Annotated in this window: 24 protein-coding genes; 17 read left to right on the top strand and 7 right to left on the bottom strand. The window is 71.4% G+C overall.

Annotation, left to right across the window (positions count from 1 at the left end; all coding sequences use genetic code 11):
• The first annotated feature begins 137 nt into the window (after positions 1-137).
• The 9 genes from BM342_RS04095 (at position 138) to BM342_RS04055 (ending at position 9,894) form a co-directional block, all read left to right on the top strand.
• Positions 138-707, top strand: a complete 570-nt coding sequence (locus BM342_RS04095; RefSeq protein ID WP_092964203.1) for a hypothetical protein — start codon at positions 138-140, stop codon at positions 705-707.
• Positions 704-1,849: a peptidoglycan-binding protein gene (locus BM342_RS04090; RefSeq protein WP_092964202.1), complete on the top strand. Its 1,146-nt coding sequence runs from the start codon at positions 704-706 to the stop codon at positions 1,847-1,849. The genes BM342_RS04095 and BM342_RS04090 overlap by 4 nt, the downstream gene beginning before the upstream one ends.
• Positions 1,846-2,553, top strand: a complete 708-nt coding sequence (locus BM342_RS04085) for an ABC transporter ATP-binding protein (protein ID WP_092964201.1) — start codon at positions 1,846-1,848, stop codon at positions 2,551-2,553. Before BM342_RS04090 ends, BM342_RS04085 begins: the two co-directional genes overlap by 4 nt.
• Positions 2,550-3,737 (top strand): ABC transporter permease, encoded by a 1,188-nt coding sequence (locus BM342_RS04080; protein WP_255368498.1) that lies wholly within the window; start codon positions 2,550-2,552, stop codon positions 3,735-3,737. Before BM342_RS04085 ends, BM342_RS04080 begins: the two co-directional genes overlap by 4 nt.
• 183 nt (positions 3,738-3,920) lie before the next feature.
• The gene (locus BM342_RS04075) at positions 3,921-5,105 is read left to right on the top strand and encodes an ABC transporter ATP-binding protein (RefSeq protein WP_255368497.1); all 1,185 of its coding nucleotides are present in this window, start codon (positions 3,921-3,923) and stop codon (positions 5,103-5,105) included.
• Between the two features lie 19 nt (positions 5,106-5,124).
• On the top strand, positions 5,125-6,315 hold the full coding sequence (locus BM342_RS04070; protein WP_092964199.1) for a polyamine ABC transporter substrate-binding protein: 1,191 nt from the start codon (positions 5,125-5,127) through the stop codon (positions 6,313-6,315).
• Positions 6,308-7,267 (top strand): ABC transporter permease, encoded by a 960-nt coding sequence (locus BM342_RS04065; protein ID WP_255368495.1) that lies wholly within the window; start codon positions 6,308-6,310, stop codon positions 7,265-7,267. Before BM342_RS04070 ends, BM342_RS04065 begins: the two co-directional genes overlap by 8 nt.
• Positions 7,264-8,127, top strand: coding sequence for an ABC transporter permease (locus tag BM342_RS04060; protein WP_092964198.1), 864 nt, complete (start codon positions 7,264-7,266; stop codon positions 8,125-8,127). Before BM342_RS04065 ends, BM342_RS04060 begins: the two co-directional genes overlap by 4 nt.
• 111 nt (positions 8,128-8,238) lie before the next feature.
• On the top strand, positions 8,239-9,894 hold the full coding sequence (locus tag BM342_RS04055) for an amidohydrolase (protein WP_092964197.1): 1,656 nt from the start codon (positions 8,239-8,241) through the stop codon (positions 9,892-9,894).
• Between the two features lie 27 nt (positions 9,895-9,921).
• Here the strand turns inward: BM342_RS04055 and BM342_RS04050 are convergent, their stop codons facing one another.
• Positions 9,922-10,782 (bottom strand): NAD-dependent epimerase/dehydratase family protein, encoded by an 861-nt coding sequence (locus BM342_RS04050; protein ID WP_092966490.1) that lies wholly within the window; start codon positions 10,780-10,782, stop codon positions 9,922-9,924.
• 71 nt (positions 10,783-10,853) lie between these two features.
• Here BM342_RS04050 and BM342_RS04045 point away from each other — a divergent pair, with 71 nt between their 5' ends.
• Positions 10,854-11,261 carry a winged helix-turn-helix transcriptional regulator gene (locus BM342_RS04045; RefSeq protein WP_092964196.1) on the top strand — a complete coding sequence of 136 codons (408 nt, stop codon included), beginning with the start codon at positions 10,854-10,856 and terminating at the stop codon, positions 11,259-11,261.
• A 10-nt stretch (positions 11,262-11,271) separates the two neighbouring features.
• Here the strand turns inward: BM342_RS04045 and BM342_RS04040 are convergent, their stop codons facing one another.
• Positions 11,272-12,108, bottom strand: coding sequence for a dienelactone hydrolase family protein (locus BM342_RS04040; RefSeq protein WP_092964195.1), 837 nt, complete (start codon positions 12,106-12,108; stop codon positions 11,272-11,274).
• Between the two features lie 104 nt (positions 12,109-12,212).
• Here BM342_RS04040 and BM342_RS04035 point away from each other — a divergent pair, with 104 nt between their 5' ends.
• Entirely contained in the window at positions 12,213-12,776 is a 564-nt protein-coding gene (locus BM342_RS04035; protein ID WP_092964194.1) for a cysteine hydrolase family protein, read from the top strand.
• On the opposite strand, the gene BM342_RS04030 is transcribed toward BM342_RS04035, so the two are convergent.
• Positions 12,722-13,867, bottom strand: coding sequence for a helix-turn-helix transcriptional regulator (locus tag BM342_RS04030; RefSeq protein ID WP_092964193.1), 1,146 nt, complete (start codon positions 13,865-13,867; stop codon positions 12,722-12,724). The genes BM342_RS04035 and BM342_RS04030 overlap by 55 nt on opposite strands.
• Before the next feature lie 105 nt (positions 13,868-13,972).
• On the opposite strand from BM342_RS04030, the gene BM342_RS04025 reads away from it, so the two are divergent.
• Positions 13,973-14,422, top strand: coding sequence for a VOC family protein (locus tag BM342_RS04025; RefSeq protein ID WP_092964192.1), 450 nt, complete (start codon positions 13,973-13,975; stop codon positions 14,420-14,422).
• A gap of 199 nt (positions 14,423-14,621) precedes the next feature.
• Here BM342_RS04025 and BM342_RS04020 read toward each other — a convergent pair whose 3' ends face one another.
• From BM342_RS04020 to BM342_RS04010, 3 genes are all read right to left on the bottom strand, one after another.
• Positions 14,622-15,518 (bottom strand): hypothetical protein, encoded by an 897-nt coding sequence (locus tag BM342_RS04020; RefSeq protein WP_092964191.1) that lies wholly within the window; start codon positions 15,516-15,518, stop codon positions 14,622-14,624.
• A 230-nt stretch (positions 15,519-15,748) separates the two neighbouring features.
• The gene (locus BM342_RS04015) at positions 15,749-17,098 is read right to left on the bottom strand and encodes a M20/M25/M40 family metallo-hydrolase (protein ID WP_092964190.1); all 1,350 of its coding nucleotides are present in this window, start codon (positions 17,096-17,098) and stop codon (positions 15,749-15,751) included.
• An 86-nt stretch (positions 17,099-17,184) separates the two neighbouring features.
• Positions 17,185-18,651 carry an anaerobic C4-dicarboxylate transporter family protein gene (locus BM342_RS04010; RefSeq protein ID WP_092964189.1) on the bottom strand — a complete coding sequence of 489 codons (1,467 nt, stop codon included), beginning with the start codon at positions 18,649-18,651 and terminating at the stop codon, positions 17,185-17,187.
• A 254-nt stretch (positions 18,652-18,905) separates the two neighbouring features.
• Between BM342_RS04010 and BM342_RS04005 the strand changes: the two genes are divergently transcribed.
• Positions 18,906-20,435 (top strand): helix-turn-helix transcriptional regulator, encoded by a 1,530-nt coding sequence (locus BM342_RS04005; RefSeq protein ID WP_092964188.1) that lies wholly within the window; start codon positions 18,906-18,908, stop codon positions 20,433-20,435.
• 13 nt (positions 20,436-20,448) lie between these two features.
• Here the strand turns inward: BM342_RS04005 and BM342_RS19400 are convergent, their stop codons facing one another.
• Entirely contained in the window at positions 20,449-21,024 is a 576-nt protein-coding gene (locus BM342_RS19400) for a PadR family transcriptional regulator (RefSeq protein WP_177232050.1), read from the bottom strand.
• A 76-nt stretch (positions 21,025-21,100) separates the two neighbouring features.
• Here BM342_RS19400 and BM342_RS03990 point away from each other — a divergent pair, with 76 nt between their 5' ends.
• From BM342_RS03990 to BM342_RS03975, 4 genes are all read left to right on the top strand, one after another.
• Positions 21,101-22,279, top strand: a complete 1,179-nt coding sequence (locus BM342_RS03990; RefSeq protein ID WP_143109752.1) for a serine hydrolase domain-containing protein — start codon at positions 21,101-21,103, stop codon at positions 22,277-22,279.
• A gap of 116 nt (positions 22,280-22,395) precedes the next feature.
• The gene (locus BM342_RS03985; RefSeq protein WP_092964185.1) at positions 22,396-23,847 is read left to right on the top strand and encodes an NAD(P)/FAD-dependent oxidoreductase; all 1,452 of its coding nucleotides are present in this window, start codon (positions 22,396-22,398) and stop codon (positions 23,845-23,847) included.
• On the top strand, positions 23,844-24,227 hold the full coding sequence (locus BM342_RS03980) for a cupin domain-containing protein (RefSeq protein WP_255368493.1): 384 nt from the start codon (positions 23,844-23,846) through the stop codon (positions 24,225-24,227). The genes BM342_RS03985 and BM342_RS03980 overlap by 4 nt, the downstream gene beginning before the upstream one ends.
• 22 nt (positions 24,228-24,249) lie before the next feature.
• Positions 24,250-25,626 carry an NAD-dependent succinate-semialdehyde dehydrogenase gene (locus tag BM342_RS03975; protein ID WP_092966486.1) on the top strand — a complete coding sequence of 459 codons (1,377 nt, stop codon included), beginning with the start codon at positions 24,250-24,252 and terminating at the stop codon, positions 25,624-25,626.
• The last annotated feature ends 114 nt before the right edge of the window (positions 25,627-25,740 follow it).

The following is a 25,740-nucleotide window of genomic DNA, read 5'->3' as shown; positions in this document are numbered from 1 at the left end:
TCCAGTCATCGGCCGAACCTCCAGTGAACCCCGCCGAGGGTAACGAAAAGGTCAGCGCCGCCTTTTACTCCGCTACGACCGCGCTGTGAGTGTGCTGGGTTCCGGCACCGATTCCGGGGCCCGACGAAAGGACCACCATGAACCACCTCACCCGGCGTCGACCCCGCGCGCTGCTCGCCCTGGCGGGCATCGGCCTGGTCGTCGCGCTTTCGGCGTGCACGCCGAACGCATCCGACGCCCCCGACCTCGCCGCGGGCGACTCGGACGCCGCCTACGACGACTGGTCGCTCGAGTTCGGCGACTGCATGAAGGCCGAGGGCGTCGACGTGTCGATGACCATGGGCTCCACCACCGGCGATTCCGGCGATGCCGGCGGCGACGACACGACGACCGGCTCGCTCGACTCGGTCGATCCGGGCGAGATCGACCTCGAGGCGATGGAGGCGGCCCACGAGAAGTGCATCGAGCAGGTCGGCGAGCCGCCCGTGCAGCCGGGCATGCCCGACGCAGACGAACTGAACGAGGCGATGCTCGCGTTCGCCGCGTGCATGCGCGAGGCCGGATACGACTACCGCGACCCCGAGATCTCAGCGGACGGCGGCATGGTCTCGATGCAGGCCATGTCGATCGACGAGGTCGACCCCGCGGTCATGGACGCCTGCAACGACGAGGCGGGCTTCCCCGAGATGCCCGGAGACGACGAATGACCGCGCCGGAGCCTGCGGGCGAGTCTGCGCTCGAGCCCGCTGTCGAGCCGACGACGGATGCCGCGCCCTCCCGAAGCCCTCGACGCCGACGCCGGGCATGGCTCATCGCCTTCGCCGGCATCGCGACGACCGGCATCGTCGCGGCCGTGCTGCTCGCAGGCCGCCCGCAGGCCTCGGCATCCGACGCCGATCACGGAACCGACCTCGGCGAGGTGCAGACCCAGACCGTCGCCAGGGGCGACCTCACCGAGCGCGTGCGCATCTCGGGTCGACTCGCGTACGGCGGGGTGCACGATCTCGGCACCTCGCTCGGCGGCACCGTGACCTCCATGCCCGGCGTCGGCACCGTCGTCGATCGCGGCGGCGAGCTGTTCCGCGTTGACGACCGGCCGGTCGTGCTGCTCATCGGGTCGCTGCCGATGTGGCGGCCGTTCGCGTCGGGCATGGAGGACGGCCCCGACGTGCTGCAGCTCGAGCAGAACCTCGCGGCCCTCGGGTTCTTCGACCGCGAGCCCGACGAGGAGTTCGCCTGGTCGACCCAGGAGGCGATCGAGGCGTGGCAGGAGTCCCTCGGCCTCGAAGAGACCGGGGTCATCGAACCCGGACGCGTCGTGTTCGCCGATGCACCGCAACGCATCGCCGCGCAGAAGGCCCGCATCGGCGATGCCGCAGGCGCTGCCGTCGTCTCGGTCTCGAGCACCGGTAAGCGCGTGACCGCCGACATCGCGCCGAACCTCGCCGAGGTCGCGGCCGTGGGCGCGAAGGTGACGCTGAGCCTGCCCGGCGGCGGCGCGGTCGAGGGCACCGTCTCGGCCGTCGGGTCCCCCGCAGAGCAGGACGACGGACAGGGCGGCAAGAAGGTGAAGCTGCCCGTGACGATCTCGCTCGACGACCCGGCGAGCGCCGAGGGATTCGACGACGTCACCGTGACGGGCGAACTCACCTCCGTCAAGCGCGAGGACGCCCTGCTGGTGCCCGTGCTCGCGCTGCTCGCGACGGCCGGCGGCGGCTCAGTGGTCGAGGTCGTCGAGGGCGGCGAGTCGAAGCTCGTGCCGGTCGAGCTCGGCGCCTTCGCCGACGGCTTCGTCGAGGTGACGGGCGGCGATCTCGAGGCCGGCGACGAGATCGTGGTGGCGAAGTGAGCGCCCCGCTCGTCTCGCTCCGCGGCGTCTCGCGGTCGTACGGGTCGCCGCCCACGCTCGCCCTGTCTGCGGTCGACCTCGACATCGATCGCGGCGAGATGCTCGCGATCGTCGGCCCGAGCGGCTCGGGCAAGTCGACGCTGCTGAACCTGATCGGCACGCTCGACCGGCCGAGCTCGGGCGAGCTGCACCTCGACGGGCACGACACCGGCGACCTGACCGATGCGGAGCTGTCGGCGCTCCGGGCGCACACCATCGGATTCGTCTTCCAGCAGTACCACCTCGCCGAAGGAGTCAGCGCGCTGGACAACGTGGCCACCGGCCTGCTCTACACGGGCGTGCCGGCGCGCGAGCGTCGGGCGCGCGCCGCGACGGCGCTCGAGCGGGTGGGGCTCGCGCCCCGTGCGCACCATCGGCCGCACGAGCTCTCGGGAGGTGAGCGCCAGCGCGTCGCGATCGCCCGCGCGGTGGTCGGCGAGCCGCCGCTCGTGCTCGCCGACGAGCCCACCGGGGCGCTCGACTCGCGGTCGGGTGCGACCGTCGTCTCGATCCTCGGCGAGCTGAACGCGTCGGGCACGACGGTCGTCGTCATCACGCACGACCAGCAGGTCGCCGAGCGGATGCCGCGGCAGCTCGGCATCCGCGACGGCCGGCTCGTCGGCGATCGACGGGTCGAGCGCGTGCCACTGAGGGTGGCATCGTGAACGGCCTGCGCTCGCGGCTGCGCACCGGCGACCTGGTGGGACTGGGATTCCACGGGCTGCGGGCACGTCCGATGCGAGCCGCGCTCTCGGCGCTCGGCATCGCGATCGGCATCGCGGCGATGATCGCCGTCGTCGGCATCTCGACCTCGAGCGAGGCGCTCGTGAAGCAGCGCCTCGCCGCCCTCGGCACGAACCTGCTCACCGCTTCGGCGGGCAAGGACTTCTTCGGGGCGGACACCGCCCTGCCCTCCGACGCCGTCGACCGCGTGCGTCGCGTCGACGGCGTCGAGCAGGCGAGCTGGACCTCGGTGCTCGACCAGGTCCACGTCTACCGGAACGACCGCGTCGACCGAGGGGCGACCCAGGGGCTCTCGGTCGCGGCGACCGATCTCGAACTGCTCGGAACGACGAGCTCGACCCTCGCGTCGGGCTCGTGGCTGAACGCGACGTCGGAACGGTATCCGGCGGTGGTGCTGGGCGCGAAGGTCGCCGAGCGCCTCGGCATCGTGAGCGTCGGGAGCATGGTGCAGATCGGCGACCAGGAGTTCACGGTCGTCGGCATCCTCGCCCGCTCGCCGCTCGCACCCGAGCTCGACGTGACGGCGCTCGTCGGCGGCCCGATCGCGAGCGAGCTCTTCGCCTTCGACGGTTCGCCGACGACCGTCTACGAACGCGGCGACGACGAGCGGGTGGCCGAGGTCCGGCGACTCCTGCCCTCGACGATCGACCCGGAGTCGCCGACCGAGGTGAAGGTCAGTCGCCCGTCCGATGCGCTCGCGGCGAAGAACACGATCGACCAGGCGTTCACGGGGCTGCTCGTCGGCATCGGCTCGATCGCCCTGCTCGTCGGCGGCATCGGCGTCGCGAACACCATGGTCATCACGGTGCTCGAGCGACGTCAGGAGATCGGCCTGCGCCGGTCGCTGGGCGCGACGCGCGGGCACATCCGCTCCCAGTTCCTCGTCGAGGCGATGCTGCTCGCGCTCTGCGGCGGCATCGCGGGCACCGTGATCGGCTGGGCGATCACGGCGGTCGTCGCCGCCTCGAACGGGTGGCTGGTCGCGGTGCCCGCCGCGGTGCTCGTCGCCGGAGTGGCCGCGACGGTGGTCGTCGGGGCGGTCGCGGGTGCGCTTCCCGCCGCACGAGCGGCGCGCACCTCGCCGACGGCCGCGCTCAACAGCTGATCCCGCCGCACGCATCCCGGGGCGGATGCCGGCGGCCCGACCGACCAGACGGACTGTCGGGCCGCGGCATCCGCTCACGATGGAGTGTCTCGTCAACGCGGGTTCGCGTTGCACGGACCCCGCCGCAGGGATTGAATGGGCCTCCGGCGCGATGGCGCGCGGGTGAACAGGAGGCGTCATCAAGTGACCACGACAACCACGATCGAGGCCGGCGCAGGAACGGCTCCGGGCACCGGCGCATCCCGCGGCGAAGCTCCCGGAACCGTCGTCATCGACACGGTCACGAAGCGCTACGGCGACGCGACCGCCGTCGACGGCCTGTCGCTCACGATCCAGGCGGGCGAGTTCATCTCGCTGCTCGGCCCCTCGGGTTGCGGCAAGACCACGACGCTGCGCATGATCGCGGGCTTCGAGCATCCGGATGCCGGCGACATCCGCGTGTCCGGGCGTTCCGTGCTCGGCGTGCCGCCGTATCGGCGCGACGTGAACACGGTGTTCCAGGCCTACGCGCTGTTCCCGCACCTGTCGGTCGCCGAGAACGTCGCCTACGGCCTGCAGCAGAAGCGCACGCCGAAGTCCGAGATCCGCGAGCGCGTCGTCGACGCCCTCGACCTCGCCCAGATGCGCGGCTTCGCCGACCGCAAGCCCACCCAGCTCTCGGGCGGCCAGCAGCAGCGCGTCGCGCTCGCACGCGCCCTCGTGAACCGCCCGTCGGTGCTGCTGCTCGACGAGCCGCTCGGCGCCCTCGACCGGCAGCTTCGCGAGGAGATGCAGCTCGAGCTGAAGCTCCTGCAGTCGCGTCTCGGCATCACGTTCGTGTTCGTCACCCACGATCAGGGCGAGGCGCTCTCGATGAGCGACCGCATCGCGATCATGCGCAACGGACGCATCGAGCAGCTCGCCGACGCCGACACCGTGTACGCCCGCCCGGCCTCGGCCTACGTCGCCGCGTTCGTCGGCCAGCAGAACTTCTTCCGCGGCACGGCCGTCGAGGGCGGCGCGGCCGTCGACTCGGCGCACGCGCTCGTGCGCGGCGCCTCCGCCGGACTCCAGGAGGGCACGGCTGGCCTCGCGGCGGTGCGCCCCGAGTTCGTCAGCCTCGCAGCAGACGCCGGCGACGCGGCATCCGACGCCGTGAACACCGCGCGGGGCACGCTCATCGGCGTCTCGCACCAGGGCGAGACGATGCAGTACCTCGTGCAGCTGGCCGACGACCAGAGCGTCATCGCGCGGCGACCGACCCCCGAGGCCCCGCAGGTCGCGGTCGGCGACGCCGTCGTGTGCTCGTGGCGCGCCGAGAGCGTGATGCTGTTCCCGGCCGACGATGCGGCGACCGCCGGCGGCTACGTCGCGCCGCCCACGGCCTGAACCCGATCAGGAGCACTCGATGGCATCCGAACCCGACATCCGCATCCTCGCGCCCACGGGCGCGGCCAAGACGATCCGCCGCGAGCTCACGCGGCGCCGGTTCCTGAGCTTCGCCGCGGCGACGGCCGGCGCGGCGGGCGTGACCGCCACCCTCGCCGGCTGCGCGCCGAGGAGCGCCGCCACGACGACCCAGGCGTCGGGCGGCGCACTCGAGGACCGCCTCTCGATCTACACCTGGGGCGACTACGACGCACCCGACGTGCTCGACTCGTTCACCGCCGACCTCGGTCCGAAGGTGTCGCTGAGCGCCTTCAACTCCAACGAGGAGATGGTGGCCAAGCTCGTCGGCGCCCGCGGCACGAGCGGCTACGACATCGTGGTTCCCACTGGCACGTTCATCGCGCAGATGGCCGAGCACGGGCTGCTGTCGAAGCTGAACCGCGACCTGATCCCGAACATCGAGCACGTCGACCCGGCGTTCCTCGGGCGGGCATGGGACCCCGACAACGAGTACTCGATCTGCAAGGCATGGGGCACGACCGGATTCGTCTACGACGTGACCCTGATCAAGCGCGAGCTCAAGGACTGGAACGACTTCATCGACGCGGCGCAGAACGAGGCGAGCGGCAAGACGTCGGTGCTCGACGACCCCGCCGAGCTCACGGGCCTCTACTTCTGGGCCAACGGGGTCCCGTGGAACACGACCGACGAGGCCGAGCTCGACGCGGCCGAGAAGTTCCTCGTCGAGGAGCTCGCGCCGCACATCTCGGCGTTCGATCCGTACCCGGGCGGCGGCGCGATCCCGCAGGCGACGCAGATGCTCATGCAGTCGTACAACGGCGACGCGCGGCTCGGGATCCTCGAGAGCCCCGACCCCGACCGCTGGAAGTTCGTGCTCGGCTCGCCGACGACCGAACTCTGGATGGACAACTGGGCGATCCCCGCCGGCGCACCGCACCCCGAGGCCGCCCACGCCTTCATCAACTACGTGCTCACTCCCGAGAACGCGCTCGACGAGCTCGACTACATCGGGTACCACACGGGCGCGAAGGACGCCGAGCAGGCGGCGGCCGATGCCGGCCTGCCGATGCTCGACCTCGTGTTCTTCACGCCCGAGCAGCTCGCGACCATGCACGAGGGCGAGCTCACCGAGGCGCAGGAGCGCATCGTGCAGATCTGGAACAAGATGAAGGCGGCCGCCGGTGCGTAGACGATCCCCAGGATTCCTGCTCGCCGCGCCCGCATGGGCCTGGCTGCTGATCTTCTTCATCGCCCCGGTGGCGATGGTCGTGTGGTTCAGCTTCGGCTACAAGCCGAGCATCTTCGCGACCCAGGCGACCGACAGGCTCTCGTTCGACCGGTACGCCGAGGTGCTCGACCCGACCTTCTTCGCGACGTTCCAGAACACGCTCTGGGTGGGCGTGGCCGGCACGGTGCTCTGCTTCCTCATCGGCCTGCCGGTCGCGTACTGGATGGCGGTCAAGGCGCCGCCGTCGAAGCGCGGCCTGCTCGTCGCGCTCGTGATGGTGCCGTTCTGGACCAACTTCCTCGTGCGCACCATCGGCTGGCAGGTGATCCTCTCGCCCGAGGGCTGGCTGTCGTCGATGCTCCAGGCGATCGGGTTCGAACCCCTCGCGATCCTGAACACGCGCGGCGCGGTGCTGATCGGCGTCGTCTACAACTACCTGCCGCTCATGATCCTGCCGTTGTTCGTGGCGTTCGACCGGGTCAACGGCCCGCTCCGCGAAGCGTCGAAGGACCTCGGCGCCGGCAAGTGGACCACGTTCTTCCGCGTCACGCTGCCGCTCGCGCAGCCCGGCATCATCGCGGGCGTGCTGCTCGTGTACATCCCGCTGATGGGCGACTACATCACGGCGACCGTGCTCGGCGGGGCGAAGGGCAACATGGTCGGCCAGCTGGTCGCCAGCCAGTTCCAGACCGCGCAGAACTGGGCCCTGGGCTCGGCGATGGCGGTCGTGCTCATCTTCGTGATCCTGCTCACGGCGGGCATCGGGGCGGGCATCGTCTGGCTCGTCTCCTGGCCGTTCCGGGCACGCAACCGCCTGGTGATCGGTGCCGCGGCCTCCGCACCGACGGCGCCCGCGGCACCTGCCGGGCCCGCGACATCCGCCCCGATTCGTGAAGAGGAGGTCGTCGCATGAGCGACCGGCTGACCCAGCGACCCCGCAAGTCGTGGTCGGACGTCGCGTTCAACGTGTGGGGCGTCCTCGTGATGCTCTTCCTGTTCGCGCCGATCCTCGTGATCATCGTCTCGTCGTTCAACGTGGGGCGCCTGCTCGTCTCGTGGGACCACTTCGGATTCGACTCGTTCCTCGCGCTGCTCGCGAAGCCCGCGATCCGCGACGCCGTCTGGATCTCGGTGCAGACGGGCTTCATCGCCGCCCTCGTCGCGACGGTGCTGGGCACCCTCGCGGGCATCGCGATGGCGCGGCATCCGGGCAAGTGGGTCTGGTGGTTCCTCGGCCTGCTGCTGCTCGTGTCGGTGACGCCCGAGATCGTCGACGCGGTCGCGCTGCTGCCCTGGATGGTGTTCCTCGGCCAGGACCTCGGCATGTCGCTGTTCAACGACGGCATCGTGCGCCTCGTGATCGGCCACTCGCTGTTCTCGGTCGCGGTCGTGTCGTACCTGGTGCGCGCTCGCCTCGTCGGCCAGGAGGCGAACCTCGAGGAGGCGTCGGCCGACCTCTACGCGACGCCCACGCGCACGTTCCGCAAGGTCACGCTGCCGCTCGCGATGCCCGCGGTGCTCGCCGGGTTCCTGCTCTCGTTCACGCTGAGCCTCGACAACACCGTCATCGCGGCGTTCGTCTCGGTCTCGGGCTCGACGCCGTGGCCGGTGTACGTGCTGAGCGCGCTGCGCAGCGGCCTGCGGCCCGAGATCGCGGCCGTCTCGACGATCATGCTCGTGCTGACGCTCATCGCGCTCGGCCTCGTGGCGTACGTGCTGCGCCGCGCAGGCGACTCCGCGGCCGACATCGCCCGCACCATGGGCGGCGGCTGAGCCGCGCGGTCCTCGACCCCGGCACGTCACCGCCACCCCGTTCAGTTCACGACCATCGGATGCCGCGGGCTCGCCCCCGCGGCATCCGTCATCCGCGCACCAAGGAGCCTCATGACCTACGCCGACCTCGTCTTCTCGGGCGGACCCGTCTTCACCGCGACGACCCAGCGCACGCGTGCATCGGCCGTGGCCGTCACCGCCGGACGCATCGTCGCCGTCGGCCACGACGAGGTGCGCGAGCTCATCGGCCCCGAGACCGAGCACGTCGACCTGGCGGGCCGCATGCTCGTGCCCGGGTTCCAGGACGCCCATGTGCACCCGGTGTGGGGCGGGCTCGACCTCATGCGCTGCAACCTCGCGGAGCTCGAGACGCGCGAGGCGTACCTCGACGAGATCCGCGCGTACGCCGACGCCAACCCCGAGGCGGAGTGGGTGCTCGGCGGCGGCTGGTCGATGTCGGCGTTCCCCGGCGGAACCCCCACGGCCGCCGACCTCGACACCGTGGTGCCCGACCGCCCGGCGTTCCTGCCGAACCGCGACGGGCACGGGGCTTGGGTGAACTCCGCGGCACTGCGACTCGCCGGCATCGACGCGAACACACCCGACCCGAGCGACGGGCGCATCGAGCGCGACGCCGCCGGCGCGCCGTCCGGAACCCTGCACGAGGGCGCGATGGGACTCGTGAACCGGCTGCTGCCGCGAACGACCGACGACGAGCTCATGCAGGCGCTGCTGCTCGGGCAGGAGTACCTGCACTCCTACGGCATCACGGCGTGGCAGGACGCGATCGTCGGCAGCTACGGCGACGCGGGCGACCCCGGCCCCGCGTACGTCGCGGCCGCAGCCGCGGGCAAGCTGACCGGGCGCGTGGTCGGGGCGATCTGGTGGGACCGCCTGCGCGGCCTCGAGCAGATCGACGAGCTCGTCGCCAAGCGCGAGGCGTACCGCGGCGGCCGCTTCGCCGCGACGAGCATCAAGATCATGCAGGACGGCGTCGCCGAGAACTTCACGGCCGCGATGCTCGAGCCGTACTGCGACGGCCACGGCCACTTCACCGACAACTCGGGCATCTCGTTCGTCGACCCGGCCGTGCTCGCGCCCGCGGCGGCGAAGCTCGACGAGCTCGGGTTCCAGCTGCACTTCCACGCGATCGGCGACCGGGCCGTGCGCGAGTGCCTCGACGCCGTCGAGCACGCGATCGCCGCCAACGGCCGCGGCGACCGCCGCCACCACATCGCCCACATCCAGGTCGTGCACCCCGACGACATCCGCCGGTTCCGCGAGCTCGACGTCGTGGCGAACATGCAGTCGCTCTGGGCTGCGCTCGAGCCGCAGATGGTCGAACTGACCCTGCCGTTCCTCGGCTCGCCGCGCGACGCGTGGCAGTACCCGTTCGGCGACCTGCAGCGCTCTGGCGCCGTGCTCGCCGCGGGCAGCGACTGGTCGGTCTCGACGCCGAACCCGCTCGCGGCGATCCACGTGGCGGTGAACCGCGTCGCGGCACCCGGATACGAGGAGGGCGAGTACGACGTGTTCCTCCCCGACCAGGCGATCGACCTCGCGACCTCGCTCACCGCGTACACGGCGGGCTCGGCCTACGTGAACCACCTCGACGACGTCACCGGCACGATCGAGGTCGGCAAGTACGCCGACCTCGTCGTGCTCGACCGCGATCCGTTCGACGGACCCGCTACGCAGATCGGCGCGACACGCGTGCTGCAGACCTTCGTCGAGGGCGAGCGCGTGTACGCGGCATCCGACGCCTGACGCACGCGCCCCGCACCCCGCGACCCGTCAGACGCCGGCCGGCACGACCTCGTCGAGCACGCTCGCGCGCTGCGGCACCCAGCCGAGTGCGCGGGCCTTCGCGCCGTCGGCCGCCTGGTCGAGCAGCAGCGCGTCGGCGAAGGCCGCTCCGAGGCGCTCGCGCGTCGCCGCGACGGCTTCGGTGACGACGCCTGGGGCTCCGGATGCCGCGGCCGCCGCCTCGGCGAGCGCCCGCACCTTCACCGGCGCGCCGTCGGAGCCGATCACGCGGCCGGCTGCGGCTGGGCTCGTGAGCGCCACCAGGTAGAGCTGCGCGAGGTCGTCGACGTGCACGAACGACCAGCGCTGCTCGCCGTCGCCGACGAGCGTGAGCTCGCCGTCGGCGGTCGTCGGTGCGTCGGTCACGAGGTTCAGCAGTCCCTTGCCCTGGCCGTAGACGATGCCCGGAGCGACGATCACCGCGTCGACCCCCGAGGTGAGCAGGCGCTCCTCGATCGGCACGCGCCAGGCGACGAGCGCGGGTGGCGCGAGCGGGCCGTCGTCGACGATCGCACCGCCGCCGTACTCCCAGACGCCGCTCGTGAGCACGAAGCGCTTGGCCGTGCCCGAGAACGCCTGCACCGCCGCGTCGACCACGGCGGCGTTGAACGCCTCGGCGTCGGCGTCGGGAGCCGCGGCGTGGATCGCGCCGTCGACGTCGGCCAGCACGCGTGCGAACCACGCGACATCCGTCACGTCGCCGACGAGCGCGGTGGCGCCGCGGGCGGCGACCTGTTCGGCCGCGCGGTCGCTGCGGACGACGGCGAGCACGTCGTGCCCGTCGTCGAGGAGGGCGTCGAGGACGGCGGATCCGATGTACCCGGTCGCGCCGGTGAGGAGAATGGTCATGTCGATCACGCTACGGATCGACGTCCGGTATCTTCAACGGAACTTCCCTCGACGAAACCTGGGGTCACATCATGCGCGTCGACGTCACATCCGTCGTGGACGAACCGGGCACCACGGAGGTCGCGGGCCACGACGTGCTCGCCCCCGACTGCCCGAGCCGCGTCGTGTTCGGGCGCATCGGCGAGCGCTGGACCATGCTCGTGATCCTGGCGCTCGCGCGCGCCGGCACGCTGCGCTTCACGGAGCTGAAGGCGCAGGTCGGGCGGGTGACGCCGAAGGTGCTCACCGAGACGCTGCGCGCCCTCGAAGACGACGGGCTGATCAGCCGTCGCGCGTTCCAGGACTCGCCGCCCCGGGTCGAGTACTCGCTCACGCCGCTCGGCGTCTCGCTCCTCGAGCCGATCCAGGCGATGCGCGAGTGGGCCGAGCGGCACGTTCCCGAGGTGCTCGCCTCGCGCGATCGGGCGGCCTCGGCCTGATCGCCGCCCGTCAGCCCTCGGGCGGGGCTGGCACATCGACGGGCGCGAGCCGCTCGCGGAGGAACTCGAAGATCTTCTCCCGTTCCGCGAACGCCTGGTTCGGCGGCTCCTCGCGCACGTCGCCGGTCAGTACCGAGTGCGCGCCCGCGGGTGTGCCGTCACGAGCGTCGCGGCCCGACGGGATGGGGACGACCACGGCCGTATCACCGAGGTGACGCTGCAGTGCGACGAGCCGGCCCCTGCTCGACTTCAGGTCTCGCGTGAACCTGAGCCCCACGACGCAGGCCGGGCCGTCTGCGTGCGCGGCGGCGTAGCGTTCGAGATCCGCCCCCGGCACCCCGACGCTCCGTGCCCGCGACGGCGTGACCGGGAACGGCGCAGCGGGCTGGCTCACGACCGTCGCGGCGATGCGATCGGTCGTCACCGCCGTCGCGATCGCGAAGCCGCCCGTGAAGCACATGCCCACGATGCCGACGCCTCGCCCGGGAGTGCGGGCGGCGAGCTCGACCGCGACGAGTCGGAGGAAATCGGTGACCGGTCCTCGAAGGTCGCGCGAGAACGCGCGGAACTCGGCTGTCACGCAAAGCCTCGCGACCGTCGCGACCTGACCTGCCGCACCCGGCCGCCGGCCCGGCACGCCGAACAGCGACGGCATGACGACCGTGAATCCTTCGGCGACGAGGCGATCGCCGAGGGCGATCGTGCTCGGCATGATGCCGGGGATCTCGGGGAGCAGGATCACGCCCGGACCATCGCCGCGCTCGAGGCACTCGAACGCGAGCGTGCCGTCGGAGACGGTCGTGCGCTGCCAGCGGCTGAGGCGCTGCTCGGTGTCGGACTCGGTCACGGCGGCTCCGCTCGGTCGTGGTGTCGCAAGCCTAGGGGCGGCCCGGACGAATCGAACAGGGGTTTGCGGCCCGCGCTCCCGATGGGTGGACTAGCGTGACTCGCGTGACCCGCACACTCGTGATCATCGACATCCAGAACGACTACTTCCCGGGCGGCGCATACCCGCTCGTCGGCCCCGAAGCGGCTGCGACCGCGGCCGCACGTCTCCTCGCGTCGCATCGCGAGGCCGGTCAGCCGGTCGTGCACGTGCAGCACGTGTGGGATGCGCCGGATGCCGCGTTCTTCGCGCCCGGCACGGCAGGCGTCGAAATCCACCCGCTCGTGGCGCCCCTCGACGGCGAGCCCGTCGTCGTCAAGGCCAATCCGAACTCGTTCCTCGACACCGACCTCGACGAGCGGCTCCGCGAGGCCGGCGCCGACGTCGACGGCGTCGTGATCGTCGGCATGATGTCGAGCATGTGCGTCGACGCGACCGTGCGCGCCGCAGCCGACCGCGGCTACTCGGTGACCGTGGCGCACGACGCCTGCGCCGCGCCCGACCTGGAGTTCGGCGGCCAGGTCGTGCCGGCCGCACAGGTGCACGCCGCGTTCATGGCGGCACTCGGCGACAGCTACGCCGAGGTCGTGGGCGTCGACGAACTGCTGGGCGCCTCGACCGCCCCGTAGGCCTCGACCAGTCGGGCGCCGATCGCCGCGAGCCGGTCGCGGACCCCTTCGGGCTCGACGACCTCGGCGCCGTCGCTCCAGGCGACCAGTCGCCGGGCGAGCGCCTCGTCGCTCGGCGCCGTGACACGCACGAGCACCCGGCCGTCGGCGGCCGGCTCGGCCTCGTCGACGCGCTCGGTGCCGCCCACCCAGCCGCGGAACTCGTCGAGCACTGCCGGAGCGACGCGCACCAACGCGTTCGCGCGCGTGCGGGCGCGGCCGACCTCGGCGCTGAGCGTCGCCCATGCCTCGTCGAGGTCGAACCCGGCGGGCGGCTCGAACACCTCCTCGAGCGCTTCGGCGCCCGCCATGCGGTCCACGCGGTAACTGCGCAGTGCGGTTTCGGATGCCTCGGTTCCGGATGCCGCAGTTCGGGATGCCGCCGGCGGCCGCGCTGCGGTGCCACGGCCGCTCGCGACATCCGTCCTGGCCGCGCCCGAACCGCCGCCCGCGGCATCCGTCCCGCCCGCGTCCGAACCGCCGCCCGCGGCATCCGTCACCGGATCGGCGATGAGGTACCAGGTGCCGCCCTTGTCGACGAGCCCGAGCGGACGCACCGTGCGCGAGCGCGCGGGCTTGCCCCACGCTGCGTAGTCGAACCGCACGAGGCGCCGCTCGACCACGGCGGCCTGCAGCACGCCGACCGCTGCAGGCCGCACCGCCGAGGCGCCCCAGCCCCCTGCCTCGACGACGACCGAGTCGGCCGCCGCCTCCGCATCGGCGCGGAACGTCTCCGGCAGGGCGCGCATGACCTTGCGGAGTGCCGAGCGCGCGGCCTCGCTCTCGCCCGCCCGCGGGCCGAGGGTCAGGAACAGCGCCCGTGCCTCGGACGCGGTGAAGCCGCTGAGGTCGGTGCGCCCCTCGCCGAGGAGCTGCCACCCGCCTCCGCGGCCCGCCTGCGGGTAGACCGGGATGCCCGCGGCCGAGAGCGCCTCGAGGTCGCGACGAGCCGTGGCGACCGAGATCTCGAGCTCCTCCGCGAGCTCGGCCGCCGTCACCCGGCCGCGGGCCTGCATGAGGAGGAGGGTGGCCACGAGGCGATCTGCGCGCATGGTTCCATTGTCGTCAGAAAAGTAGTCAGAAGGTGAGCACTTATCTGGAGCAACATGGAATGCATCAGGGCGGCACCGGGTCGCTCGACACCGAGGGAGACTCCCATGCTTCGAGGCATCGCCACCGTCAACCAGTACGTCGAAGACCCCGCCGCCGCGGCCGCCTGGTACACCGAGGTGCTCGGCATCGAGCCGTACTTCCACCGCGAGGGCCCCGACGGCCGCACCGCCTACGTCGAGTTCCGCATCGGCGACCACCAGCAGGAACTCGGCTTCATCGACCGCCGGTTCGCGCCCGACACGCTCGCCCCCACCACGGTCGACGGGCGCAGCGCCGGACCGCTCATGCACTGGCACGTCGACGACCTCGAGGGCTCGCTCGCACGGCTCGTCGAGCTCGGCGCGACGCCGCTGCTCCCGATCACCGAGCACGGCCCCGGCTTCATCACCGCCTCGGTCGTCGATCCGTTCGGCAACGTGCTCGGCATCATGACCAACGTGCACTACCTGGCGCAGCTCGGCGACACCGCCGCGCCCGCCGGCGCCATCGCCTGACCGCGTGCGCGTTCCCTTGTCGGGCCGCACTCGCACGCATGCTCATCCCCGGCCGCAGCCAGCGCGGACGAAGATGGCCGCCATCTCGACAGAATCACGACCACCCGCGTCCGCGCGGCGATCGGGCCAGCGCAGCGCGGACCCGAATGGTCGCCATCCCGACGAGGTGGCGGCCGTTCGCGTCCGTGCACGGCGCGGCTCAGGGACGCCAGCCCCGGTCCTCGAGGGCACGGATGACCCGAGCCACGAGCTCGGCGCGCGACATCCGCTTCGTCATGCGGATGACGATCCAACCGTCCGCGACGAGGTCGTTCAGACGCGAGACGTCCGTAGCCCACTGCCGGTCGTCGGTGCGATGCTGATCGCCGTCGTACTCGACCAGCACCCTGTGCCGTCTGAAGACGAGATCTCCCTTCGTGCTTCGGCCCGACCGCAGGTGCAGGATGGCGACCAGTTCGGGCTCGGGCAGACCCGCTCGGACAAGACTCAACCGCGCTAGGCTCTCGCGTCGGGAGTACGAGTTCGCCCGCAGTTGCGCACGGGCGAGCCGCAGCCTCGCGCGACCTGGGCGGCGTCCGTGCCGAACGATCGCCTCGTCGATCAGCTCGAAGCTCGAGAGCGGGACCGGCAGGCCGACCAGGCGGTCGCCCGCGGCGACGAGATCGTCGAGCGAGAGCATTCCCGCGAGCGAGCACCACGTGTCGGCCGGCCCGAGCACCGCCAGGCCCCGTACCGCGGTGACGACCGGTTCGGCGCGCGTGGAGTGCCCGATCACGCCTCGACCCCGCGGTGCGCGGCCCTGCGCGAGCGCCGTCACGTGGACGCGGACCTCGCGTTCGACCGCGAGCGGAAGCGGCATGCCGTGCAGGAGCGCCGCGGTGGCGTGCGAGAAGACGTGGTCGCCCGCCATCGCCGCAGCGTAGGCGACCGCACGCGACTCAACCGTATCGACGGCGGTCGCCGACCGCACCCCGTGGAACGGGCGGGCGAGGGCATCGTGTCGGAGCCGTCGACGCGAAACGCCTGCATCGAGGGCGAGGGCGACGACGAAGGGCGCCGAGCGGAGCTGCTCGGGGAGCGGTCGGGGAGGGCGCATCGCCCAACCATCCGGCACCGATCCCTGCGCACGCGGTCGAATCCGACGATCTGTGGGGACGCGTGCGGTTGTCCCCAGCACTCGTGGCCGCGCACCGTCCGAGCGCGGACGCGAGTGGTCGCCATTCGAAGCGCGCAGCGACCATTCGCGTCCGCGTGAGCCTAAGCGTCGACCACGCGGGAGAGCGGATGCCGCGGGCAGGCGCCCGCCCGCGGCATCCGCTCGCGCGGCTACTCGGCCGCGACGAACTTGCGGATGAAGCCGACCTGCGCCGCGATCATCCGCTCGATCTCACCGGGGTCGACCGACTCGTCGGAGGCGTGGATGCGGGACTTCGCCGTGTCCTCCGCACCCCAGAGCAGGATCGCGGCATCGGGCGAGACCTTCTTCAGCGAGGCCACGAGCGGGATCGAGGCCCCACTGCCGATCCGCTCGACCTCGACGCCGTACGCCTCGGTGAGGGCGTCCTCGCCGGCGACGATCGCGGGGTGCGACTCGTCGACGTGGAACGGGTAGCCGGTCTTGACCTTCTCGACGGTCACCTCGCAGTTCCACGGACGCTTCGACCGCAGGTAGTCCATGAGCGCGTTCAACTGCTCCTCGGCGTCGACGCCGGGGATGATGCGCATCGACAGCTTGGCCTTCACCTCGGGCAGCAGCACGTTCGAGGCCTCGGCGGTGCTCGGCAGGTCCATGCCGAGCACGGTCACCGACGGCTTCGCCCAGATGCGGTCCGAGAGCGACCCGGTGCCGAGGAACTCGACGCCGGGCAGGATCGCCGACCCGCCGCGATACACGTCCTCATCCATGTCGGCCCCCTCCCAGGCGCCGCTCGGCACGCCGGGGATCACGGTGTCGCCGTGCTCGTCGTGCAGCGAGTCGAGGATGCGGATCATCGCCGTCATCGCGTCGGGCGCCGCACCGCCGAACTCGCCCGAGTGCACCGGGAACTCGAGCGTGCGCACGGTCACCGTGCACGCGACATCCCCTCGGAGCGCGGTCGTGAGACCCGGACGCCCGGAGGCCTGACCGCCGATGTCGCCGATGACGAACGCGTCGGCCGCGAACAGGTCGGGGTTGGCCTCGACGAAGGGCTCGAGGTGCGAGATCGTCTCCTCCTCGCCCTCGACGAGGATCTTCACGCGACACGGCCGGTCGGGCCCGAGCAGCTTCAGCGTGCCGTAGTGGATCGCGAGCCCCGACTTGTCGTCGGCCGATCCACGACCGTAGATGCGACCGTCCTCCTTGGTCACGGGCTCCCACGGATCGCTCGACCAGTTCTGCGACTCGGGCGCCGGCTGCACGTCGTAGTGGGCGTAGAGCAGCACGGTGGGCGACCCCTCGGGGCCGGGCAGGTCCGCGTAGACGCACGGGTAGCCGTCGGGCACGTCGAGCAGGCGCACGCCCTCGGCGCCGGCATCCGCGAACAGGTCGACGACGGCCTGGCCCATGGCGTGCACCGGCGCGGGGTCGAAGCCCGGGAACGCCACCGACGGGATCCGCACGAGCGCCGCATGCCGCTCGAGCACGTCGGGCATCAGCGCGGCAGCGGCTGCGTTCAGGTCGTCGGACTCGGACATGGTTCCTCCTTGACTGGGTGAGCGGATGTCTCGTGCGGCCGCAGGAACGGCCGGCAGGGCCCCCGTCGGGGCCGACTCGGCCGTCCTCAGACCGGGATGACGAGCTGCATCAGCAGGCCCGCGGCGACCACCGCGACCCACGACACGAGCATCGGGATCGTGAACGAGTGCCAGATCGGCACCTGCGTCAGCTTCGTCGACCCGGTGAGGTCGGTCTCGACCGCGGCGATCTGCGAACCGTTCGCGGGGAACAGCCAGACGCCGACGAGCGACGGCCACATCGCGGTGATGACGCCGGGTGCGAGGCCCGCGGCGAGCGCGATGGGGATGAGCGTGTTGGTCGTGGCCGACTGGCTCGTGGTGAGGCCGGCGACGAGGAAGAGGGCGACGGCGAGCATGATCGGCTGCTGCTCGATGAACGCGCCGAGCGGGGCGATGATCGTCTCCTCGTTCGCGCTGATGAACGTGTCCGCCATCCAGGCGATGCCGAACAGGGCGACGGCGGCGACGAATCCGGCCTTCAGCAGCGGCTGCTCCACCACCACCGACGGCTTCACCTTGCGCACGAGGATGATCACGAGGGCGGCACTGAACATGACCATCTCGATGACGGTCGACATGCCGATCGGCACGAGGTCGCCGTTCTCGTCGGGGAACGACGGCCGCAGGCCCGAGAACAGGCCGAACAGCACGATGAGGAACGTGCCGGAGAGGAAGATCCAGGCGGCCGTCGCGCCGCCCTTCGGCACGGGGTGCTCGATGCGGTCGGCCTTCGACGGCTTCGGGGCCGTCGCGGTCACCGTGGGGGTCTGCGCGTCGCCCGCACCGGTGACGGCCTCGCCGCCGCCGGCCGCCGCGGTCGCCGTCGACCCGGTGGCTCCGGCGAACTCGGCCTGGAGCACCGGGGGCAACTGGACGGCGCCCTCCTTGACCTTGGCCAGGAACTTCGGGTCGTGGACGAGCTCCTTGCCGATGCGCTGCTGCACCACCGAGGTGGCGACGCACGCGACCAGCGAAGCCGGGATCGTGATCGCCAGGATCTGCGGGAGCCCGTAGCCGGTGCCGTCCATCAGCACGAGGTAGGCGGCCATCGCCGCCGAGACGGGGCTCGCGGTGATGCCGAGCGCCGAGGTCACGGTCGAGGAGGCGAGCGCCCGCTCGGGGCGCTGCCCGTTGCGGTAGGCGGTCTCGTAGATGATCGGGATGAGCGCGAAGTAGATGTTCGAGGTGCCCGCGAGCACCGTGAACACGAACGCCACGATGGGCGCAACGTAGGTGAGCCGCTTCGGGTTCGCCTGGATGATCTTCGACGCGATCGAGACGAGGTAGTCGATGCCGCCCGCCGCCTGCATCGCCGACGAGGCCGTGATGACCGCGATGATGATGAAGAACGCGTCGATCGGGATCGAGCCGGGCGGCAGGTGGAAGCCGAACACGAGGATCGCGGTGCCGACCACTCCCCAGAGACCGAGGCCGAGGCCGCCGGTGCGGACGCCCATGACGATCGCACCGATGACGACGATGGCCTGCAGTATGACGACCACGTATTCCATGAGCCCCCCAGCCGCACGATGGAGCCATCGATGGCACCTGTTCGTGAGCATATCGGCGCGGACCCCGCCGTCGCCAGTACCGGAGGGACCGTGTCCTGAGCGGATGCCGCGGGCTCGTGCACTGCGAACTTCGTGAGAATTTCACGCACGACTCGAGCCATTCCACGCGCAATGTCGCCGTTCTGCCGCGCGGACGCGGAACTTCGCATGGAGTTCCGTTTGCGACATCCGCCCGCCCGTGTGACCATCGGAAGATGATCACCGCCGATCGAAGCCCCCGACTCGCCGCTCGCGACCCGCGCACGGCCGCCATCGCCGGTCGCGCCGTCGTCGAGGGCGACGCCGAGCCGGGCACCGAGGTCGACGCGCTCACGCTCGGGCGACGCATCCGCGAGCACCGCACGGCACGCGGAATGACCCTCGGCGAGCTGGCGGCGGCCATCGATCGGGCCCCGTCGCAGGTCAGCGCCATCGAGAACGGCAAGCGCGAACCGCGCCTGTCGATGCTGCGCACGATCGCGCTCGCCCTCGGCACGACGGCCGACGAACTCCTGAAGACCGACGCGCCCTCGGAGCGCGCAGCCCTCGAGATCGCGGTCGAGCGGGCCCAGCGCGGTCCGGTCTTCGCGGCGCTCGGGCTGCCGACGTTCCGCGTCGCGAAGGGCATGAGCGACCAGACGCTCACGACGATCCTCGCGCTGCATCAGGAGATCGACCGCCTGCACCGCGAGCGCGCCGCGACCCCTGAAGAGGCGCGACGCGCGAACGGCCTGCTGCGTGCCGAGATGCGCGCCCGAGACAACTTCTACCCCGAGCTCGAGGCCAAGGCGGGCGAACTGCTCGAGGCGGTCGGCCACACGGGCGGCCCGGTGTCGCACCAGCTCGTCGCCGACATGGCCAGCCACCTGGGGTACTCGCTGCACTACGTCGGCGACCTGCCGCACTCGACCCGCTCGGTGACCGACAAGCGCAACGGGCGCATCTACCTGCCGACCGCGCAGTCGCCCTCGCGCGACTCGCGCTCGCCGATCCTCCAGGCGCTCGCCTCGCACCTGCTCGGCCACCACGAGCCGCGCGACTACGCCGAGTTCCTGCGCCAGCGCATCGAGACGAACTACCTCACGGCCGCGATCCTGCTGCCCGAGCAGGCCGCGGTGCGGTTCCTCACCGAGGCGAAGAACCTGCGCCGCATCTCGATGGAAGACCTGCGCGACGCGTTCGCCGTGTCGTACGAGACCGCCGCGCACCGGTTCACGAACGTCGCGACGGCGCGCCTCGACATCCCGGTGCACTTCACGAAGGTGCACGAGTCGGGCACCATCATCAAGGCCTACGAGAACGACCGGGTGCGGTTCCCGAGCGACGCGCTCGGGGCGATCGAGGGCACCACGATGTGCCGCAACTGGACCGCCCGCACGGTGTTCGACGTCGAGGACCGCTTCAGCCCCTGGTACCAGTACACCGACACGCCGTCGGGCACGTTCTGGTGCACCTCGCGCATCGAGAAGGCGAAGGAGGGCGAGTACTCGGTGTCGGTCGGCGTGCCGTTCGAGCACGTGAAGTGGTTCCGCGGTCGCGAGACACCGCACCGTGCGGTTTCACGCTGCCCCGACCCGGCGTGCTGCCAGGCTCCCGCGGGCCTCGCCGAACGGTGGGCGGATGCCTCGTGGCCGGCCGCGCGCACCCCGACCTCGCTGCTCGCGGCACTGCCGACGGGCACGTTCCCCGGGGTCGACCAGACCGAGGTGTTCCAGTTCCTCGAGGCGCACGCGCCCGGGGCCTGACCGCCTGTCGCCGTCAGCGCGCGCGTTCCTCCGCGGCGAGCGCCCGGAACCAGTCGAGGCTCGCACGGTGCGACATGAGCCCGTAGTCGAGCGTCGCCCGCCGATACCGGAACAGCTGCGCGTACTGCGGCGGCACGTCGAGCGCGTCGATCTGCACGGCGAACCCCTCGAGCGCGGCGACCTCGCCCTCGACCGCGGCCACGAGGTCGTCGAGCACGGCCAGCCGGGCGTCGGCGTCGTCGACGAGTCCGAGCAGGTAGAGCTTCGAGAGGGCGGCGACCTCGAGGTCGCCGCCGACCACGGGCGCGTGCATCCAGGCGTCGAATGCCGCGCTGCCGGCATCCGTGATCGAGTAGGTCTTCTTGTTGCGCCCGCCGTCGATGCCCTCGACGAAGGTCACGTGGCCCTTCGCGAGCAGTGACTTGAGCGCGCTCTGCAGGCTGCCGTAGCTCGCGCGGTAGAAGAGCGAGATGCCCTGCTCGAACTGCTTGTTCAGCGAGTACAGCGTCTGCGGGCCGATCAGCAGCAGCCCGAGGATCACGTTGCCCATGCGGTTGCCTCGATTCGTCGACGACGGATGCCGCGGCATCCGATTAATGCTACGTTCCGGTATATACCGATTCGTGACATCACGAACCGCGACCTGTCGGAGGGGATTCTCGCAGATGGCCGCCGCACGCCGACCCACCCCACGCCCGCTCGACGCCGATGCGCGCATCGACGCCGGGCCACGAACCGACGCCGGCTCTCTGCCCGACGCCGGCCGTCGTCTCGACACCGACGCGTTCGCCGCGCGGCTCGACGCCCACCTCGCCCGGGTCACCCGCCGCCGCGGCGCGCTGGGCGCTCCGCAGGTCGCCGTGACATCCGAGCGCCTCGGCCTCGACTACCGCTTCGGCGACCAGGAGCGACGGTTCCACGTCGCGAGCATCGGCAAGACGTTCACGGCCACGCTCGTCATGCAGCTCGTCGAGGCGGGCGCCTTCGCCGTCGACACCTCACTCAGTGCGCTGCTCCCCCACGACGAACTCGCCAGGCTGTTCGAACGAGACGGCACCGCGGATGCCGCGGGCGGCGCGACCGTGCACCACCTGCTCACGCACACGTCGGGCGTCGCCGATTACTTCGACGGTCCGGTCACGCGCGGATCTCGGATGCGCCGACTCGTGCTCGACGACCCCGACCGCCTCTGGACGCCCGCCGAGCTGCTCGCCTTCAGCCGCGAGCGCCAGCGACCGGTCGGCCGCCCGGGCGCGCGGTTCGCCTACTCCGACACCGGGTACGTGCTGCTCGGGCGCGTGCTCGAGCAGGCGACCGGGAGGGCGTTCCACGACCTGCTGCACGAGCGCGTGTTCGCGCCGCTCGGCCTGCGCGACAGCGCCCTGCTGTTCCGCCCCCCGTCGGCACCCGATGCCGCTGCGATGGATCTCGCGCCGTTCCGCCTCGGCCGGATCGAGGCCAGTCGCTTCACCAGCATGAGCTGCGACTGGGCGGGCGGCGGCATCGTCGCGACGCCCGGCGACCTGCGCGCCTTCTCGCGCGCGCTGCACCGGGGCGAGCTGATCGGCGACGCGAGCCTCGCCTACCTGAGCACGATGCCCAACCGGTTCCGCCCCGGCATCCGATACGGCGCAGGCATGATGCAGGTGCGGTTCGAGGGCTTCTCACCCCTGCTGCGCGGGCTGCCCCGCCCCGTCGGCCACATCGGGGTGCTCGCCACGCACCTGTTCCACGACCCCGTGCACGATGCCGAGATCGTGCTGAACTTCGCATCGACGCGCGAGATGGTGCGGAGCTTCCGCACACTGATCGTGATCGAGCAGGCGCTGCAGCGGCTCACGTAGCGGCGGGCGGCACAGCCTGTCCGATCGCGGGCGGATGTCGAGACATCCGCCACTGGCGCGCTCCGTGCGCTGCGCGGAAGGATGGAACGACCACAACCGCATCGGAGTGATACCCCGTGGGAACCACCGTCTTCGAACGACGTCAACCACCCGCAAGCGTCGTCGAGCACTCGCTCGCCGCAACCCGTCAGGCCGTGTTCTGGCTCGAAGACCTGCCCGAAGGGGCCACCGGCGGGCGGGCGAAGCTCGCGGGCACCCGCGTCGCCGACCTCGTGATCGTGGGCGGCGGCTACACGGGCCTCTGGTCCGCGGTGCTCGCCAAGCGTCGCAACCCGAACGCGCGCGTCGTGCTCGTCGAGGCGAAGACCATCGGATGGGCGGCATCGGGCCGCAACGGCGGCTTCTGCGAGGCGAGCCTCACGCACGGCGACGAGAACGGCGAGTCCCGCTGGCCCGACGAGATGCCGACGCTGCACCGCCTCGGCATGGAGAACCTCGACGCCATCGAGGCGTCCGAGGCCGAGTACGGCATGGACTTCCATTTCGAGCGCACCGGGCAGCTCGCACCCGCCATCGAGGAGCACCAGGTCGAATGGCTGCGCGAGTGGCACGCCGGCGCCGTCGAGAAGGGCGAGGGCGACGACGTCGTCTTCCTCGACGAGGCAGCCGTGCAGGCATCCGTCGCCTCCCCCACGTTCCTCGCCGGAGTCTGGGAGAAGCGCACGAACGCGATGGTGCACCCCGCCCGCCTCGTCTCGGAGCTCGCGCGCGTCGCCGAGGAGCTCGGCGTCGAGATCTTCGAGCACTCGCCCGTGAAGGGCATCGAGACGCCGGGGTCGACGGGTGCCGTGAGCATCGTCACCGACGGCGGCCGGGTCGACGCCACGCACGCGGTGCTCGCGACCAACGTGTTCCCGTCGCTGCTCAAGCGCAACCGGCTCATGACCGTGCCGGTCTACGACTACGTGCTCATGACCGAGCCGCTCTCGCCGCAGCAGTTGGCCGACATCGGCTGGAACGACCGCCAGGGCATCGGCGACATGGCGAACCAGTTCCACTACTACCGCCTCTCGAAGGACAACCGCATCCTGTTCGGCGGGTACGACGCGATCTACCACTACGGCCGCAAGGTGCGCAGCGAGTACGAGAAGCGACCCGAGACGTGGCAGAAGCTCGCGAGCCACTTCTTCACGACGTTCCCGCAGCTCGAGGGCCTGCAGTTCAGCCACCAGTGGGCCGGCGCGATCGACACGAGCACGCAGTTCACGGCGTTCTTCGGCACCGCGCGCGACCACCGCGTCGCCTACGCCGCGGGCTTCACGGGGCTCGGCGTCGGCTCGACCCGGTTCGCCGCCGAGACCATGCTCGACCTGCTCGAGCGCCGCGACAACGAGCGCACGCGGCTCGAGATGGTGCGCAAGCGCCCGCTGCCCTTCCCGCCCGAGCCCGCCGCCGCGATCGGCATCAACGCGACCCGCTGGTCGCTCGATCGGGCCGACCACAACCGCGGCAAGCGCAACGTGCTGCTGAAGACGCTCGACGCGCTCGGCCTGGGGTTCGACTCGTGAGCGGCGAGCAGGCGGGCGGGCAGGCCGACGCGCTGCGGCTCGTCGCCGGAGCGTTGACCGATGCCCCGGGCCTCGCGCTCGAGCACGAGCCGGTCGCGGCCGACCAGGTCGTCGCCGGCGCCCCGACCACGGGGTACCTCGCCCTCGACGAGTCGGATGCCGGTGAGATCGGCGTCTGGGAGATGTCGGTCGGCGCGATGCGCGACGTCGAGGTCGACGAGGTGTTCGTCGTGCTCGCGGGCGACGCGACCGTGGAGTTCGAGTCCCCGGCGCTCGCCCCGATCGAGCTCAGGCCGGGCTCGGTCGTGCGGCTCGAGGCCGGCATGCAGACGGTGTGGACGGTGCGCGAGGCGCTCCGGAAGGTGTTCATCTCGCGCTGAGGCGCGACGAAGGAGGATGACGATGGCGAAGTATCGAGTGCAGAACCCGGCGACCGGCGAGATCGTCGAGACGTTCGAGGCCGCGACCGACGAGCAGATCGAGCAGACGGTCGCCGCGGCCGACGCGGCCTACCGCGAATGGCGCGAGCGCAGCGTGCAGGAGCGCGCCGCGATCGTCAAGCGGGTGGCCGAGCTGTTCGACGAGCGCCGCGACGAGCTGGCGAGGCTCATCGCGGTCGAGATGGGCAAGTCGATCGCCGAGTCGCTCGACGAGGTCGAGTTCGCCCGGTCGATCATCGAGTACTACGCGGTGCACGGGCCGAGCCTGATCACCGATCACGAGATCCCGTCGACGATCCCGGGCAAGGCGATCATCGAGCAGCTGCCCGTCGGCACGCTGCTCGGCGTGATGCCGTGGAACTTCCCGTACTACCAGGTGGCGCGCTTCGCGGCACCGAACCTCGTGCTCGGCAACACGATCATCCTGAAGCACGCCGACATCTGCGCCCGTTCCGCCCTCACGATCCAGGAGATCATGGAGGAGGCGGGCGTGCCCATCGGCGGCTACCAGAACGTGTTCGCCTCGCACGACCAGATCGCGAACATGATCGCCGACCCCCGTGTGCAGGGCGTCTCGCTCACCGGGTCCGAGCGGGCCGGCGCCATCATCGGCGAGCAGGCCGGCCGTCACCTCAAGAAGGCCGTGCTCGAGCTCGGCGGCATCGACCCGATGGTCGTGCTCGACTCCGACGACGTCGCGGCCGTCGCGAAGGCGGCGTGGGACTTCCGCGTCTACAACGTCGGCCAGGTGTGCAACTCGAACAAGCGTCTCATCGTCATGGACGAGATCTACGACGAGTTCGTCGCCGAACTGCGTCGCCTCGCCGACGGCCTCGTGCCGGGCGACCAGCTCGCCCTCGGCGACGGGCAGTTCGCGCCGATGTCGAGCCGGGCCGCCGCCGAGACGGTGCACGCACAGGTGCAGCAGGCGATCGCCGCGGGCGCGACGCTCGAGGCCGGCGGCGTGCTCTCGGACGGCCCCGGCGCGTACTACTCGCCCGCCGTGCTGACCGGCGTGCCGCGCGATTCCGCCTCGTACCGCGAGGAGATCTTCGGCCCGGTCGCCACGGTCTACCGCGTGTACAGCGACGAGGAGGCGCTCGAGCTCGCGAACGACTGCGACCTCGGGCTCGGCGGCTCGGTGTTCTCGACCGACGAGGCACGCGCCTCGCGCCTCGCCTCACGGCTCGAGGTCGGCATGACGCACGTCAACACGATCGCGGCCGAAGCCGCCGAGTTGCCGTTCGGCGGCGTCAAGCGCTCGGGCTTCGGGCGCGAGATGGGCCCGATCGGCATCGGCGAGTTCGCCAACCGCCGGCTCTCGTTCGTCGCGAAGTAGTCGCCGACGTTCGAACGGCCCGGTCACCTTGGTGACCGGGCCGTTCAGCTTTCCGCCCTGCGCGGGCTGCGCCGGGGCGGACCGGGCGGGTCGCCGCGGGACTCACCCGTGAGC

The sequence above is a fragment of the Agromyces sp. CF514 genome (genome assembly GCF_900113185.1).
Classification (GTDB): domain Bacteria; phylum Actinomycetota; class Actinomycetes; order Actinomycetales; family Microbacteriaceae; genus Agromyces.
Note: the sequence above shows the minus strand (reverse complement) of the source record. Positions and strands in the feature narration are given on the sequence as shown.

Bases quoted from the DNA above. Each gene is read 5' to 3' on its own strand.
- BM342_RS04030 (WP_092964193.1), bottom strand. From the start codon at position 13,867: ATGCGCGCAGATCGCCTCGTGGCCACCCTCCTCCTCATGCAGGCCCGC.
- BM342_RS04015 (WP_092964190.1), bottom strand. From the start codon at position 17,098: ATGTCCGAGTCCGACGACCTGAACGCAGCCGCTGCCGCGCTGATGCCC.
- BM342_RS04010 (WP_092964189.1), bottom strand. From the start codon at position 18,651: ATGGAATACGTGGTCGTCATACTGCAGGCCATCGTCGTCATCGGTGCG.
- BM342_RS03975 (WP_092966486.1), top strand. From the start codon at position 24,250: ATGGCGAAGTATCGAGTGCAGAACCCGGCGACCGGCGAGATCGTCGAG.
- BM342_RS04005 (WP_092964188.1), top strand. From the start codon at position 18,906: ATGATCACCGCCGATCGAAGCCCCCGACTCGCCGCTCGCGACCCGCGC.
- BM342_RS04055 (WP_092964197.1), top strand. From the start codon at position 8,239: ATGACCTACGCCGACCTCGTCTTCTCGGGCGGACCCGTCTTCACCGCG.
- BM342_RS04060 (WP_092964198.1), top strand. From the start codon at position 7,264: ATGAGCGACCGGCTGACCCAGCGACCCCGCAAGTCGTGGTCGGACGTC.
- BM342_RS04090 (WP_092964202.1), top strand. From the start codon at position 704: ATGACCGCGCCGGAGCCTGCGGGCGAGTCTGCGCTCGAGCCCGCTGTC.
- BM342_RS04020 (WP_092964191.1), bottom strand. From the start codon at position 15,518: ATGCGCCCTCCCCGACCGCTCCCCGAGCAGCTCCGCTCGGCGCCCTTC.
- BM342_RS03990 (WP_143109752.1), top strand. From the start codon at position 21,101: ATGGCCGCCGCACGCCGACCCACCCCACGCCCGCTCGACGCCGATGCG.
- BM342_RS04025 (WP_092964192.1), top strand. From the start codon at position 13,973: ATGCTTCGAGGCATCGCCACCGTCAACCAGTACGTCGAAGACCCCGCC.
- BM342_RS19400 (WP_177232050.1), bottom strand. From the start codon at position 21,024: ATGCCGCGGCATCCGTCGTCGACGAATCGAGGCAACCGCATGGGCAAC.
- BM342_RS04070 (WP_092964199.1), top strand. From the start codon at position 5,125: ATGGCATCCGAACCCGACATCCGCATCCTCGCGCCCACGGGCGCGGCC.
- BM342_RS04045 (WP_092964196.1), top strand. From the start codon at position 10,854: ATGCGCGTCGACGTCACATCCGTCGTGGACGAACCGGGCACCACGGAG.
- BM342_RS04050 (WP_092966490.1), bottom strand. From the start codon at position 10,782: ATGACCATTCTCCTCACCGGCGCGACCGGGTACATCGGATCCGCCGTC.
- BM342_RS04095 (WP_092964203.1), top strand. From the start codon at position 138: ATGAACCACCTCACCCGGCGTCGACCCCGCGCGCTGCTCGCCCTGGCG.